The 13077-nt window shown below is 70.4% G+C and carries 16 protein-coding genes; 6 read left to right on the top strand and 10 right to left on the bottom strand.

What is annotated here, in order from left to right:
• Entirely contained in the window at nt 1–543 is a 543-nt protein-coding gene (locus tag J7495_RS18915; RefSeq protein ID WP_294058505.1) for a hypothetical protein, read from the top strand.
• 5 nt (nt 544–548) lie between these two features.
• On the opposite strand, the gene J7495_RS18910 is transcribed toward J7495_RS18915, so the two are convergent.
• The 3 genes from J7495_RS18910 to J7495_RS18900 all read right to left on the bottom strand — a co-directional run bounded on the left by J7495_RS18910 (nt 549) and on the right by J7495_RS18900 (nt 3384).
• Nucleotides 549–2081 carry a methyl-accepting chemotaxis protein gene (locus J7495_RS18910; RefSeq protein WP_294058504.1) on the bottom strand — a complete coding sequence of 511 codons (1533 nt, stop codon included), beginning with the start codon at nt 2079–2081 and terminating at the stop codon, nt 549–551.
• Nucleotides 2078–2344 carry a hypothetical protein gene (locus J7495_RS18905; RefSeq protein ID WP_294058503.1) on the bottom strand — a complete coding sequence of 89 codons (267 nt, stop codon included), beginning with the start codon at nt 2342–2344 and terminating at the stop codon, nt 2078–2080. The genes J7495_RS18910 and J7495_RS18905 overlap by 4 nt, the downstream gene beginning before the upstream one ends.
• 104 nt (nt 2345–2448) lie before the next feature.
• A complete protein-coding gene (locus tag J7495_RS18900) occupies nt 2449–3384 on the bottom strand; it encodes a DUF1080 domain-containing protein (RefSeq protein ID WP_294058502.1) in 936 nt (311 codons plus the stop codon).
• Between the two features lie 134 nt (nt 3385–3518).
• Here J7495_RS18900 and J7495_RS18895 point away from each other — a divergent pair, with 134 nt between their 5' ends.
• A complete protein-coding gene (locus J7495_RS18895) occupies nt 3519–4073 on the top strand; it encodes a hypothetical protein (protein ID WP_294058501.1) in 555 nt (184 codons plus the stop codon).
• A gap of 259 nt (nt 4074–4332) precedes the next feature.
• Nucleotides 4333–5973: a DEAD/DEAH box helicase gene (locus J7495_RS18890; RefSeq protein WP_294058499.1), complete on the top strand. Its 1641-nt coding sequence runs from the start codon at nt 4333–4335 to the stop codon at nt 5971–5973.
• 120 nt (nt 5974–6093) lie between these two features.
• On the opposite strand, the gene J7495_RS18885 is transcribed toward J7495_RS18890, so the two are convergent.
• The 5 genes from J7495_RS18885 to J7495_RS18865 all read right to left on the bottom strand — a co-directional run bounded on the left by J7495_RS18885 (nt 6094) and on the right by J7495_RS18865 (nt 10627).
• On the bottom strand, nt 6094–6921 hold the full coding sequence (locus J7495_RS18885; protein ID WP_294058498.1) for an alpha/beta hydrolase: 828 nt from the start codon (nt 6919–6921) through the stop codon (nt 6094–6096).
• Between the two features lie 39 nt (nt 6922–6960).
• Nucleotides 6961–7884 carry a tetratricopeptide repeat protein gene (locus J7495_RS18880; protein WP_294058496.1) on the bottom strand — a complete coding sequence of 308 codons (924 nt, stop codon included), beginning with the start codon at nt 7882–7884 and terminating at the stop codon, nt 6961–6963.
• A 76-nt stretch (nt 7885–7960) separates the two neighbouring features.
• Nucleotides 7961–8626: a hypothetical protein gene (locus J7495_RS18875; protein WP_294058495.1), complete on the bottom strand. Its 666-nt coding sequence runs from the start codon at nt 8624–8626 to the stop codon at nt 7961–7963.
• A 15-nt stretch (nt 8627–8641) separates the two neighbouring features.
• A complete protein-coding gene (locus J7495_RS18870) occupies nt 8642–9904 on the bottom strand; it encodes an MFS transporter (protein WP_294058494.1) in 1263 nt (420 codons plus the stop codon).
• 45 nt (nt 9905–9949) lie between these two features.
• Entirely contained in the window at nt 9950–10627 is a 678-nt protein-coding gene (locus J7495_RS18865) for a dienelactone hydrolase family protein (protein WP_294058493.1), read from the bottom strand.
• 72 nt (nt 10628–10699) lie between these two features.
• On the opposite strand from J7495_RS18865, the gene J7495_RS18860 reads away from it, so the two are divergent.
• The gene (locus tag J7495_RS18860; RefSeq protein ID WP_294058491.1) at nt 10700–10978 is read left to right on the top strand and encodes a hypothetical protein; all 279 of its coding nucleotides are present in this window, start codon (nt 10700–10702) and stop codon (nt 10976–10978) included.
• A gap of 13 nt (nt 10979–10991) precedes the next feature.
• Here the strand turns inward: J7495_RS18860 and J7495_RS18855 are convergent, their stop codons facing one another.
• Together J7495_RS18855 and J7495_RS18850 are read right to left on the bottom strand one after the other, a co-directional pair.
• Nucleotides 10992–11270, bottom strand: a complete 279-nt coding sequence (locus tag J7495_RS18855; RefSeq protein WP_294058490.1) for a type II toxin-antitoxin system RelE/ParE family toxin — start codon at nt 11268–11270, stop codon at nt 10992–10994.
• Nucleotides 11258–11437: an antitoxin gene (locus J7495_RS18850; RefSeq protein WP_294058489.1), complete on the bottom strand. Its 180-nt coding sequence runs from the start codon at nt 11435–11437 to the stop codon at nt 11258–11260. The genes J7495_RS18855 and J7495_RS18850 overlap by 13 nt, the downstream gene beginning before the upstream one ends.
• 156 nt (nt 11438–11593) lie before the next feature.
• On the opposite strand from J7495_RS18850, the gene J7495_RS18845 reads away from it, so the two are divergent.
• Both J7495_RS18845 and atpA read left to right on the top strand, forming a co-directional pair.
• The gene (locus J7495_RS18845; protein ID WP_294058488.1) at nt 11594–12160 is read left to right on the top strand and encodes a F0F1 ATP synthase subunit delta; all 567 of its coding nucleotides are present in this window, start codon (nt 11594–11596) and stop codon (nt 12158–12160) included.
• 11 nt (nt 12161–12171) lie between these two features.
• A partial coding sequence (atpA, locus tag J7495_RS18840) for a F0F1 ATP synthase subunit alpha (protein ID WP_294058487.1) occupies nt 12172–13077 on the top strand: 906 nt, incomplete at its 3' end.

The following is a 13077-nucleotide window of genomic DNA, read 5'->3' as shown; positions in this document are numbered from 1 at the left end:
ATGGCTCGCATCTGGCTGTATCTGTGGCTCGCGCTGATCGGGGTTGCGGTGGTCGGGGTGCCCGTGGTGATGCTGCTCGATCCGCCGACAGCGGGGCTCGCCAGACTGCGGGTCGGGGAGCTCCAGCCCCGCGCCGAAGCGGCTTGCAGATGCGCTCGTGCCGCGCGTAACCGAGGCGCCAAGGCAGCGTGCTGGGATCGGTTCGGCGCCGCAACCGGCGTGTCGCTCGGGCCTGCGAGCGGAACTGCTTGCTTCCCCCTGTCCCAGAGGGGCGTATGGCTCGCGGATGGAAGCCAACTGACGCTCTCCTATTCGATGGTGGTCGGCGGGAATGGCGGCGATGAATTCTGCACCCGCGCCGAAGCGATGCAAGCGGAGGCGCTCTTCTTTCGCGAGTATCAGGCAACGGACCAGAGCGAGGTAGACAGCGCCGCCATCAATCGCGGGCTCGCGGCGATGCGACGCTTTTCGCGCCAGCTCATCGAACGTCGGATCTTGGTGAGTGGTGAGCAAAGTCAGGGTTGCGTCGGCTCGGCGCCGTAGCCCGCTCAAGCCGCCTGAAGCCGCTCCACGAACCCGTCCGCGGCATGGCGCAGCGCATGCGCCGCCTTGGCCAGCTCGGCCGCGGAGCCCGCCACGCGCGCGCTGAGCTTCTCGGTGTCGTCGACGGCACCGGCCACCCCCGAGAGCCGGTCCGCCATTCGCGCCATCCCCGCCGCCACGTCGGAGGCGGCGGCGTCGATCGCGCCCACCGTCGAGCGCTGGATGTCGACCGCGCCGCGGATCGCCTGCGCCGCCTGGGCGAGCGCCGAGACGCTCTCCGCCACCCCGCTCAGCGCCGATTGCGCGACGTCGGCGCCGTCCTCGACCGATTCGGCGAGCATGCGGATCTCGCCCGTCGCGCCCGAGGTCTGGCCGGCGAGCTGCTTCACTTCCTTGGCGACGACGGTGAAGCCCTTGCCCACCTCGCCCGCGCGCGCCGCTTCGATCGTCGCATTGAGCGCGAGCAGGTTGGTGTGCGAGGCGATCTCCTGGATCGAGTCCGCGAAGCCCGCGATCGAGCGCGTGCTCTCGGCGAGCGCGCGCACCGCCTGGTTGCCCGAGGCCGAGACCTGCTGCGCGTCGCTCGAAAGCCGCGCCTGCTGGTCGATCTGGCCGGCGATCGCGCCGATCGAAGCCGAGAGTTCGCGGATGCGCCCCGCGACTTCGCCAGCGCGGCTCGAGCTCTGCTGCGCGGCGGCGGCGCTGTGGGCGGTATCGCCGCTCGCCCGGCGCGCGAGGATGTTGAGCTCGCGCGCGAAGCCGTGGAGCTCCTCCGAAGCGCGGCTGACCGCGTCGACGGTCGAGGCGATCGTGTCCTGGAAGCCGCGCGCGAAGTCGAGCACCGCTTTGCGCCGCGCGTCAGTCGCTTCGCGGGCGAGTGCGTCGTTGCGCGCGCGCGCGTCGGCGGCGCGTCCTTCGGCCTGACGGCTGGCGGCGACTGCGGCGACGGCCTCGGCCCGGCGCGCCTCGGCTTCGTGCGCGAGCGCTTCGCTTTCGGCGCGCGCGACGGCCTGACGCTCCATCAGCGCGCGCAGCTTGACCGCGAGATAGCCGAGCACGGTCGACTGGAGGATCACCGCGACGGCGTGGAAGACCACGCGGCCGAGGTTGCCCGATCCGGTGAACACCCATTCGGGCGCGAGGAACTCGAACAGCAGATGGTGCGCCGCGATCAGGCCCGTGGCGAGCACGAACGGCCGCCAGTCGCAGAGCAGGGTCAGCGCCGCGATCGCGACGAAGAAATACATGTGCGCGTCCATCTGCCAGCCGTGGCCGTTGAACAGATAGACGAGCAGCGCCGGGTGGATCGCGGCGAGCGTGCCGGCGAGCAGCCGCGCGCCGTCGTCGTGGCGGTGCGCGAGCGCCACGCGCGTGGGGAGCAGGTTGGCGATCCCGGCGATCGCGATCACCGCGACGAGATTGTCGGCGCGCGTGAACAGGCCGATGAAGAGCAGCGCCGCGGTCCAGGCCCAGGCGCAGGCGACGATCACGCGCACGCCGCGGGCACGGAGCTGGTCGAGTTCGTGGATCCGCGTCATGCCTTCCCCCGCCGCGCCGCCGCGCCGCACAGCATCGCCGGCGCCGCGAGCAGCAGCGCACGCCCCTTGAGCGCCGCGGCGAGCTTGACGCGGTTGCCCGTCACCACCAGCGAGCCGGGCAGCGGCCCTTCGCCAAGCAGCCGTGCGCCGCCCTCGAGCGCCAGCACGGCGTCGGCGGCCTGGCCGCTCAGCGGCACCACGATCATCGCCCCGCGGACCGGCGGCCACAGCGCGAGCAGCACCAGTCCGGCCAGGGCCAGCACAATTTGACTCGCAACGAGCGGAAGGGGCTGGACGAACGCGCGCACCGCCCGGGAGCTAGTCCGGAATGGTTTGAACCTGGTTAACCGGCAGCAAGGACTTCGCCCTAGGGATTCACCGCGACGAGACGCGGCAGCCGCTTGATCGGCTCGATCCGGATGTTGCGGAAATAGGTGACTCCGCCCTCGGCCTGGAGCTGGATGTGCCCCTTGGTGACGGGGGTGCGCTTCCCGTCGGGGCCGATCTCGGCAATGTCGGTCAGCATCATCACGGGCACGCCGTTGACGACATGGATCGCGCGGTTGCCGACGACATAGAGGTCGATCCGGTTCCACTCCCCCGCGGGCTTCTCGGCGTCGCTGGCATGCTCGACGCTATAGGCCGGGTTGACGTTGGCGAGGTCGATCGCCCTGCCGCCGAGCCGATAGACGCGGAAAGGGTAGCGGACGGTCCTGTCCTGGGCGATCGTCGCGCCCGCGCGCATCGAGCGGCCCATCGGGATCGCCATGCCGTTCGAGCCGTGCTCGAGCTGGAACTCCATCCCCGTCATCCAGGTCCCGAATGCCGCGCCCGGCGCCCCATGCGAGAGGTACACCACGCCGTTGTTTCGCGCGCGTCCGGGCTCCTCGGCACCCCAGCGATATTCGAGGCTCAGGTGGAAGTCGCCATAGTCGCCGGTGCTCGCGAGGCTGCCCCAATAGTTGCCCCCGGCCTTGATCACCGGTCCGCCGTCGACCTGCTCCACCGAGAAGATCCGCCGCCAGTCGGCGCGCGTGCCCAGCGGCTCGGCGCCGGGGTTCGAGCGGAAGGTTACCGACGTGTCGGCAAAGCCCAGCCAGGGCAGCCAGCCCGCGAGGTTGCGCCCGTTGAACAGGTCGTCCGCAGGCCCGGTCGCCTTGGGCAAGTCGCGCAGTTCGAGCCGCTGCGGCGCCGCGGCCGGATCGCCCTCGATCAGCGCCGCCTGCTCGGGACTGAGCTGCTGCGCCTCCGCCGTGCCCGTCCCCACCAGCACGCACGCTGCCACCGCCACGCCGATCCGCATCGCCCCTCTCCTCGTTCGTTAGCGCTATCATGCCGCGAAACGCTTCCCCCGGCCAGCCCTGCGCGGTTGACCCGCCGCCGCCCGCGCCGCACAGTCGCCAGACCAGCAAGCCGCCGGATTCGAGGGGGATTTCAATGCCGTTGCTGCTGCCGATGCTCGCGCTCCAGGACGCCGATCCCTGCGCCGTCGCGAGCGCCTGCCGCCATGTCGACACGCTTCGCATCGAGTCGGCCGACGGCACCGCGCAGACGATCCGGCTCGACCAGACATTGCCCTGGGTCACCCAAGGCAATGTCCTGCTCAACCCCGGCGACTCCGTGACGATCGTGCTCGACGAGCAGGGCGGCGAACTCGTGCCGCGGCTGGTCCGCGCCGGCGATGCCTCGCGCAACACCAAGCCGGCGGGCGGCGAGATCCGCTTCGGCCTCGGCACCTTCCGCAAGGGCAGCCTGCTCCTCACCGTCGAGAGCAGCCGCACCGACACGCTCGACTATGCCGCGCTGATGGTGACCACCACGCGCGGGCCCGAGCGGACCAGCGTCTGCTCGCTGATGCCCGGCATCGCGGTGTTCGAGAACTGGCAGGCGCCGATCTACCAGCTCGCGCTGTGGAGCTTCCGCCCCACCGCCGAGCCCGGCTGCAAGACGCTGCAATTCCCCAAGAAGGACGGCGACGCGCCCAAGCCCTGAGAGTCCGTTTGGGGGCGGTGCCGACCCACTGCCATGCGCCGCGAGGTGCATTGCGAACCGCGCCCGCCTTGACTTAGGGCAACCTCGCTGCCATATGCGCGGCCAGCGAGGCACCATGCAGCGTGATCGGACGGTCAGCCGTCCCGGCTCTGCCTCGGTTATTTTTCCGGCTTCCCTAGTCACGCGGGTCGTCATCTTTTGACCCCGCTTCCGCGCGCCCAAAGCTGGCGCGCGTGAGCCGTTTTACGCAAGGATTCCAATGCAATTCTCCGAACTCGGTCTCTCCGGGACCGTTCTCGCCGCGCTTGCCGCCAAGGGCTATGAGACCGCCACGCCGATCCAGGCGCAGGCGATCCCGTCGCTGCTCGAGGGCCGCGACCTGCTCGGCATCGCCCAGACGGGCACCGGCAAGACCGCCGCGTTCATGCTCCCCTCGATCGACCGGCTGGTCGCGAGCGGCCGGCGCGCCCAGCCGCGCGGCACCCGCATGCTCGTGCTCGCCCCCACCCGCGAGCTCGCCTCGCAGATCGCCGACAGCGCGCGCGACTATTCCAAGGGCACGGGCCTGCGCGTCGCCACCGTGTTCGGCGGCGTCTCGATCCACAAGAACAAGACCGACCTCGCGCGCGGCGTCGACATCCTCGTCGCCACGCCCGGCCGCCTCGTCGACCTGATCGAGCAATGCTACGCCATCCTGATCGGGATCGAGATCCTCGTGCTCGACGAAGCCGACCAGATGATGGACCTGGGCTTCATCCACGCGCTGCGCCGCATCGTCCGCGAGCTGCCGGCCAAGCGCCAGTCGCTGTTCTTCTCGGCGACGATGCCCAAGGCGATCCGCGAGCTCGCGGGCCAGTTCCTCCGCGAGGATCCCGCCGAAGTGAAGGTCACGCCCGTCGCCACCACCGCGGAGCGCGTCGAGCAGCAGGTGACCTTCGTCAACCAGACCGAGAAGCAGGCGCTGCTCACGATGATGCTGCGCAGCGAGACGATCGACCGCGCGCTGATCTTCACGCGCACCAAGCACGGCGCCGACCGCGTCGTCCGCCTGCTCGCGGGCAACGGCATCGCCTCGAACGCCATCCACGGCAACAAGAGCCAGCCGCAGCGCGAGCGCGCGCTCGGCGAGTTCCGCGCGGGCAAGGTGCCGATCCTGGTGGCGACCGACATCGCCGCGCGCGGGATCGACGTCTCGGGGGTGAGCCATGTGTTCAACTTCGAGCTGCCCAATGTGCCCGAGCAATATGTCCACCGCATCGGCCGCACCGCGCGCGCGGGCAACGATGGCATCGCGATCAGCTTCTGCGCCGACGACGAGCGCGCGTACCTTCGCGACATCGAGAAGCTGACCCGCCAGAAGGTGGCGGTGCGTCCGCTGCCCGAGGGGTTCCTGGCCGAGGCGGGCAAGATCGCCAAGTCGCGCGCGCCCATGCCGATCGCCCGCGACGAGGCCAACGGCCGCCGCGGCCGCGAGATGCAGCGGGAACGTGGTGAGGGCGGGCGTCCGTCGCGCCCGTTCCGCGAGGCTCGGCCGCGTCACGAGGCGCGTCCCTTCGGCGAGCGTGGGCCGCGCCCCGAGCGTCCGCAGGGTGAGCGCCAGGACCAGCGCCCGCAGCGCGCCGAGGCGCCGCGCGGCGACTTCCGCCCGCGCCAGGACGACCGTCCGCGCCGCGACGACCAGCGTCCGCACGGCGATCGCGTCCGCCAGGATGCGCGCCCGCAGCGCGACGATCGTCCGCGCACCGACCAGCGCCCGGCCCAGCCGCGCCGCGCCGAAGGCGGCAACGCCACCGGTGAGCAGCCGCGCAACTACGCCCGTCCCAAGGGCAACTGGCGCCCGCGCGCCGGCGGCGGCCAGCAGCGCCAGGGCGGCGGCGGCCAACCGCGCCGGCAGGGGTAAGGTGTTGAACGCTTAGTCGTCATCCCGGCGACAGCCGGGACCCAGGCTTACAGGGGGCATCGCTCGCTGCCCTGGGCCCCGGCTTTCGCCGGGGTGACGGTTTATGGTGGGGGACTCCGTTCAGCCCGCCTCGATCGCCGCCGCCAGCTCCCGAAACGCCGCGGCCACCGCGCCGGGGTTCTCGATCCACGGGAAGTGCCCGCCGCCCGGCACGGTGCGGAACCGCGCATTGGGCGTGCGGAAGCGCGCTTCGTCCCAGCCGCCCTGCCAGACGATCCGGTCCCCGGCGCCCGCGAGCACCAGCACCGGCACGTCCTCCGGCCACCACGCCGCGGCATAGACATGGTCGAAGTTCGCATCCGACCAGTCGACCGCCGCGCTGTTGTACGGCATCCGCGCGAGCAGTTCGCGGCCTGCCTCCACCCCTTCAGCCGTGAAGTTCCATTCGGCCGAAGCCACCGCGATCGCCGCGATGTTCGCGTCGCACCGGTCGGCTTCGTAGACGGCGGCCGCCGCCTCGACCGCAGGCAGCGGGTTCGCCGCCGCCATCTCGACGAAGCGCGGATGCCAGCGCGCGTCGGGCGCGGTGTCGAGCAGCGCCAGCCCGCGCACCTTGCCTGCCAGCGCCGGCGTCGCGAGCAGGTACATCCCCCCGGTCGAATGGCCGGCGAACACCACGTCGGGCAGCGCCGCCGCCGCTTCGGCGAGCACCTGCGGCCAGCCCGCGAAGACGTCGGCTCCGGCACCCGGCGGATTTCGGTTCGACCCGTCGCCCGGCAGGTCGACCAGCCACACCATCCCCGGCACGTCGAGCGTCGCGGCGAGTTCCCCGAGGCTCTCCGACCCGATCCCGGGCCCGCCCGGCAGCAGCAGCCAGTTGAGCGCGCCCGGCCGCGCGGAATACCTGCGAAGACGGACGCCCGAGGGCGTGAAGAAACTGTCGGTCATGCCAGCGCCCCCTACAAGCGAGGCCGAAGCGCCGAAAGCCTAGCGCCGCTTCGCCCGTTCGCGCGCATCGTCGCGGCCGGCGATCAGCTGGGTCGCGCGGTTCGCGCCATCGCTCCCCTCGCGCGCGCCTGCCGCCACGGCGCGGCGGTACAGCGCGATCGCGCCTTCGTAATCGCCGCGCTGCTCGGCGCACAGCCCGAGGTTGTAGAGCAGCGAGCCGTTGCCCGGCGTCGCCTGGTCCATCGCCGTCCAGGCCTGGCATGCGCCGCGCATGTCGCGCTGCGACGACTTGATCAGCGCCTTGAACTGCTGCGCCGTCGGCTTGTCCATGCCCTTGTTGGTTTCGCGCAGCCGGATCCGATAGGTCTCCACGCGCGGCGCGACGTCGTAGCGGATCGAGCCTGCGATGTTGCCGATCGCGTTCGACACGCTCTCCTCCACGGTGCGCGGCGGGTTCTCCTTCTGGCACCAGGTGATTTCGTCGCGGATCGGGAAGCCGCGCGAATAGACGATGCGCCCGTCGGTCTCGCGCACGATACGCAGGTCGGCGTTGACGTTCACGACGCGCCGCTTGCACGGCACCTCGACTTCCTCCTCCTTCACGCACTTCTTGTTGTTCGCATCCTTCTGGACGCAGTGCTTGTCCTTGCGCGTGTAGCGGCTCTCCTCGACCCCGGTCGAGACGGTGCCCGAGAGCGTGCCCTCGGCACCCTGGCGCCCCGCGCGGCCGGCGACCAGCGCGAACGGCACCCCGTTCGCCAGCGCGCGCTCGATCGCGATCTCGAGCGCCGGCCCGTCCTGCCCCGAGATCGGCGCGACATGGAGCGATGTGAGCAGGCTGGCCTCGCGGCTCGGCGCCGGAAACTCGCCGGTGATCTCGATCACTTCGGCATGGGCCGGCAACGCGGCCGCCGCCCCCGCCGCCAGCGCCAACGCGCCGCGCCACTTCCTCTGAAACTTCATGCCTGTCTCCCCTGCCGGCCCCCAAAGATTCGGTGGCGAAACTATCGGCAGGCAGCCCGCGCGGCAACCGCGGCGGCTATTGCGCCGCCTTGCCCTCGAGGCCCTCGGCGAAGTTGCGGGCCGAGCGCTGGAGCGTCTCGACCTGCGGATCGGGACCGGCCTTGCGATAGCGATAGACCGCGACCAGCTTCTTCGCGACCACCGTCATGCACACGCCCACCTCGGTCGTGACCGAGAGCTTGGGATCGGGCGAGGCGAAGCCGACCGTGCCGCCGAGATAGGCGCAGACGTCGTCGCGCCCGGTGAAGCGGATCGAGGACTTCACCGAAACCGGCTTGCCCGCCATCGCGCTGGTCCTGTCCGAAAGCTGCTTCGACGTGGCTTCCGCCGCATCGTCGACGACCTCGGGCTTGTTGAGCGCGGCCGAGAGCTGGTCGAGCGCGGTGTCGCGGTCGATCTCGAGCGCCAGCGCCTGGACCGGCGCCTTGACCAGGAAATAATCCTCCTGGGTCGCCTGGGTCTTGCCGCAGGGATAGAAGGTGGCGAGCGTGACGTTCGCGCTATCGGCCGCGGCGGTCATCCGCGCCGTGGCGATCGCGTCGCCGGCGGGCGGGCAATAGCCCTTCGGCGGCGTGGCGACGATTACCGTGTCGCCGACCTTGAACTCCACCGTTCCCTGCGCCGCGGCGCTCCCCGACCAGCCGCATGCCAGCGCAAGCACAGCGATTCCCGTCCAACGCATTCGATTCCCCTCGTTTCAGTCGGCCGCAGCCAGCCTATCCTCGCCGCCTTCGGGCGGCAATCGCCCGGCGCGGCCGAGCAGCGTGACGCCGAGCACCGCCAGCGCCACCATCATGATCCCCGCCGAGAGCAGGAAGGGCGCACCGGGAAAATAGAGTCCGCGCGAATCGGCATAGGCGCCGAACACCCCGGTCATCAGCGGCGGCCCCAGGATCGCAGTCGCGCTGATCGTGCTGCCCACCGCACCCTGCAGCTCGCCCTGCTGGTTCTCCTCGACGTCCGCGCTCATCAGCGCCTGGATCGCCGGGAAGGTCAGCCCGCCGAGCGACCCCACGACGACCCCGATCACCAGCACCGCGGTGGAAGGCGCGAAGGCGAGGATCAGATAGGAGGGCGCGCCGAACGCCAGGCTGCCGATCGCCGTGCGCACCGCGCCGAAGCGGCGGATCGCGATGCCGACGCCGAAGCCCTGCACCAGCACCATCAGCACGCCGAACAGCGCGATGGTGAGCCCGATCGCCATCGGCCCCCAGCCGAAGCGCGCGATCCCCTGGTAGCTCCACACCGAAAGCTGCGCCTGCGCGGCGAGCTGGATGAAGAAGGCCGTGACGAGGCAGCCGATCACCAGCGGGCACCGCGCCATCTGGACGAGGCTGCCCACCGGATTGGCGCGCGCGAGGGTGAAGCGACGGCGGCGCCCGGGCGGCAGCGTCTCGCGCAGCACGAACCAGCCAACGACCACGCCCGCGAGCACCAGCACGCTCGCCGCGGCGAAGGGCGCGCGCGGCCCCAGCTGGCCGAACAGCCCGCCGATCACCGGCCCCAGCACGAACCCCGCCGCGCCCGCGCCGCCCAGCGCTCCGAACGCCTTACCGCGCTCGGCGGGCGGCACGATGTCGGCGACCGCGCTGTTCGCCGCGGCGAAGGTCGCGCCCATGATCCCCGAAACCGCGCGGCCGAGGAACAGCCAGCCGAGCGTCGGCGCCCAGGCCATCAGCGCATAGTCGATGCCGAGCGCCGCTAGCGTGGCGAGCAGCACCGGGCGCCGCCCGAAATGGTCGCTCAGGCCGCCGATCACCGGCGCGAACAGGAACTGCATCAGCGCATAGGCGAAGAGCAGCCAGCCGCCGATCTCCGCCGCGCGGTCGATCGTCGTGCCTGTGAGCCCCATCACCAGCCGCGGCATCACGGGCATGATCAGCCCGATGCCGGCGGTATCGGTGAACACGATCATGCCTATCAGGATCAGCACGCCGCGCCGCGGCGTCTCGGCCGTCATCTCGCCCCCCCTCGTGTCGCGCCGCCCCCCGGGCGTCTCTGCGGCTTATCCCCCGTTGGCGCGGAACAGGGCCAGCGTCCGCTCCTTCGCCAGCCCCGCGCTCGCCGCGTCGTAATCCGGGCGCTCGCCGCAGTTGAAGCCGTGGCCGGCTTCATAGACGAACACCTCGACGTTGGGGAACGCGGCGGCGATGACTTTCTCGACGCCGTCCATCGGGATGCCGTGGTCGTTGCGGCCGAAGTGGCAGATCGTCGGGCATTGCGGCGCATCGTCGAGCAGCCCAGGCACCATCGAGCCGTAATAGCTCGACGCCGCCGCGACTTCGGCGATGTTCTGCGCCGCGCGCCAGGCGATCGAGCCGCCGTAGCAATAGCCGACGACGAACACCGGGCCCTTGGCCGCCAGCGCCTCGACGCAGGTCCGCACATCGGCGACCGACAGCGCGATCGGATGTTCCTGGCGGGCGAGCTTGACGCCCGCAGCGATGCCTTCGCCATCGTAGCCGACTTCGAATCCCGGCGCCTCGCGGTCGAACAGCGCGGGCGCGAGCACTTCATAGCCTTCGGCGGCATACTCGTCGGCGACCGAGCGGATGTGCGCATTGACCCCGAAGATCTCCTGGATCACCACGAGCCCGCCGCGCCGCCCGCCCTCGGGCTCGGCATGGTAGACGGCGACCACTGCCTCGTCGGACATCGTCATCTGCTCGAACTGGCCGGCCATCTTCGGAAATCTCCCTCGCCTTCTCGATTCGGCTGGAAGATATAATGGTCTCACATTGCCGTGGAGCGTCCGATGCACTCGCACCCGTCCGATCGCACCGAACTGGCCGAAACGGCCGAGGACGCGCCGCCCGCCAGGCTCGCCACGGGCGCCGCCGCGATCGGCGCCGGCGCGCTGGGCACGCTGGCGGTGGGCTCGATCGGCTTCATCGCAGGCGCGATCGGCGCGCTGGCGGTGGGGGCGCTCGCGATCGGCCGGCTCAAGATCGGCAAGGCGAGCATCAAGGAGCTGGAGATCGACACGCTCCGGGTGCGACGGCTGGAGGTGATGGAGGAGGACGAATCCGGCTGAGCGAAAAGCGACTCTACTCGTCCGGGGGCATCCTTGCGCCGTGACGGATGCCCAGAATTCGGACAAGTCCCTCTTCGCGGCGATAGATCAGCAGATAAGGCCACACGGTGGACAGCTGACGGCGCCCTCCTTCGATCGGCGTGCCGCGGTCCGGGAACTCTGCCAGACTGTCGGCCAGGGCGATCAGCCGTGTCGCGAGCCGCCGTGCCGCCGGAACATGGAACTGCTCAACATAGGCGCGGATGGCATTCAGATCGTGTGTCGCCCTCCGCGACCATCTTATTTGAACCATGATTCGGGCGGCGGGCCCGATTCATCGGTGCCCCAGGTCCGAAGCCATTTGACGACTTCCTCGTGTGATACCTCGCGGCCAGCCGCGATGTCCGCCTCGGCCTCGCGCAGCGCAGCCTCCTCGGTCGCGGGATCGACGTCGTCGAAGATGGAGCGTTCCGGTTTCATGCCCATCACATAGCATTCCGCCCCACCCGCCGCCACCGGGTTGCATCCCGTGGACACCGATGCTAACCGCGCCGCGACCCATGGGGGGCCTCCTGGCTGGAGTGCAGCCCCGCTGAGCATGGGGCCATCTCCTGATCCCGAGAGGAACCGAAACGCGTGGAGACTTCCGGCGGCACCATTGGCGGCATCCAGGCCAGCTTGAGCGGCCGCTATGCCTATGCGCTGTTCGAACTGGCGCGTGACGCAAAAACGCTCGCCACCGTCGAATCGAGCCTCGCCGCGGTGGGTGCCGCGCTCGCCGAATCGGCCGAGTTCAAGGCACTGACCCAGAGCCCGCTCGTCGCCCGCGGCGATGCCGCCCGCGCCGTCGCCGCGATCGCCACGACGCTCAAGCTCGACCGGACCACGGCCAGCTTCCTCGGCGTGCTCGCCGAGAACCGTCGCCTGGGCCAGCTCGGCGCGATCATCCGCGACTTCCGCCGCCTCGCCGCCGCGCACCGCGGCGAGACGACCGCGCAGGTCACCTCGGCGCATCCGCTCACCTCCGACCAGGTCGAGGCCCTCAAGCAGCAGCTTCGCCAGCGCATCGGCCGCGACGTCGCGGTCGATCTCTCGGTCGATCCCTCGCTGCTGGGCGGGCTCGTCGTCCGCGTCGGCTCGCAAATGATCGATTCGTCGATCCGCACTCGTCTCAATTCCCTCGCGCACGCGATGAAAGGCTGAAGGCTAGAATCATGGATATCCGCGCCGCAGAAATCTCGAAGGTCATCAAGGACCAGATCGCTTCGTTCGGCTCCGAGGCGCAGGTCTCGGAAACCGGCCAGGTGCTGTCGGTCGGCGACGGCATCGCGCGCATCCACGGGCTCGACAACGTCCAGGCGGGCGAGATGGTCGAGTTCTCGAACGGCGTGCAGGGCATGGCGCTCAACCTCGAGGCCGATAACGTCGGCGTGGTGATCTTCGGCTCGGACGCCGAGATCAAGGAAGGCGACGTTGTCAAGCGCACCGGCACCATCGTCGACGTGCCCGTCGGCAAGGGCCTGCTCGGCCGCGTGGTCGACGGCCTCGGCAACCCGATCGACGGCAAGGGCCCGATCGTCGCCGAGGGCCGCAGCCGCGTCGAAGTGAAGGCGCCGGGCATCATCCCGCGCCAGTCGGTGAGCGAGCCGATGCAGTCGGGCCTGAAGGCGATCGACGCGCTCGTCCCCGTCGGCCGCGGCCAGCGCGAGCTGATCATCGGCGATCGCCAGACCGGCAAGTCGGCCGTCGCGATCGACACCTTCATCAACCAGAAGACGGTCAACGCCGGCGACGACGAGAAGAAGAAGCTCTACTGCGTCTATGTCGCGGTGGGCCAGAAGCGCTCGACCGTCGCGCAGCTGGTGCGCACGCTCGAAGAGAATGGCGCGATGGAATATTCGATCGTGGTCGCCGCGACCGCGTCGGAGCCCGCGCCGCTTCAGTTCCTCGCGCCCTACACCGGCACCGCGATGGGCGAGTATTTCCGCGACAACGGCATGCACGCGCTGATCGTCTATGACGATCTGTCGAAGCAGGCGGTCGCCTACCGCCAGATGTCGCTGCTGCTGCGCCGCCCGCCGGGCCGCGAAGCCTATCCGGGCGACGTCTTCTACCTCCAC

This window comes from Sphingomonas sp. (assembly GCF_017745215.1).
Lineage (GTDB): Bacteria > Pseudomonadota > Alphaproteobacteria > Sphingomonadales > Sphingomonadaceae > Sphingomonas.
The sequence above is the reverse complement of the archived record's forward strand: the minus strand, read 5'-3'. Positions and strand labels throughout refer to the sequence as shown.

Coding starts and splice junctions, on each gene's coding strand:
- J7495_RS18915 (WP_294058505.1), top strand. CDS start 1: ATGGCTCGCATCTGGCTGTATCTGTGGCTCGCGCTGATCGGGGTTGCG.
- J7495_RS18885 (WP_294058498.1), bottom strand. CDS start 6,921: ATGACCGACAGTTTCTTCACGCCCTCGGGCGTCCGTCTTCGCAGGTAT.
- J7495_RS18855 (WP_294058490.1), bottom strand. CDS start 11,270: ATGGTTCAAATAAGATGGTCGCGGAGGGCGACACACGATCTGAATGCC.
- J7495_RS18910 (WP_294058504.1), bottom strand. CDS start 2,081: ATGACGCGGATCCACGAACTCGACCAGCTCCGTGCCCGCGGCGTGCGC.
- J7495_RS18860 (WP_294058491.1), top strand. CDS start 10,700: ATGCACTCGCACCCGTCCGATCGCACCGAACTGGCCGAAACGGCCGAG.
- J7495_RS18890 (WP_294058499.1), top strand. CDS start 4,333: ATGCAATTCTCCGAACTCGGTCTCTCCGGGACCGTTCTCGCCGCGCTT.
- J7495_RS18895 (WP_294058501.1), top strand. CDS start 3,519: ATGCCGTTGCTGCTGCCGATGCTCGCGCTCCAGGACGCCGATCCCTGC.
- J7495_RS18900 (WP_294058502.1), bottom strand. CDS start 3,384: ATGCGGATCGGCGTGGCGGTGGCAGCGTGCGTGCTGGTGGGGACGGGC.
- J7495_RS18870 (WP_294058494.1), bottom strand. CDS start 9,904: ATGACGGCCGAGACGCCGCGGCGCGGCGTGCTGATCCTGATAGGCATG.
- J7495_RS18880 (WP_294058496.1), bottom strand. CDS start 7,884: ATGAAGTTTCAGAGGAAGTGGCGCGGCGCGTTGGCGCTGGCGGCGGGG.
- J7495_RS18850 (WP_294058489.1), bottom strand. CDS start 11,437: ATGAAACCGGAACGCTCCATCTTCGACGACGTCGATCCCGCGACCGAG.
- J7495_RS18865 (WP_294058493.1), bottom strand. CDS start 10,627: ATGGCCGGCCAGTTCGAGCAGATGACGATGTCCGACGAGGCAGTGGTC.
- J7495_RS18875 (WP_294058495.1), bottom strand. CDS start 8,626: ATGCGTTGGACGGGAATCGCTGTGCTTGCGCTGGCATGCGGCTGGTCG.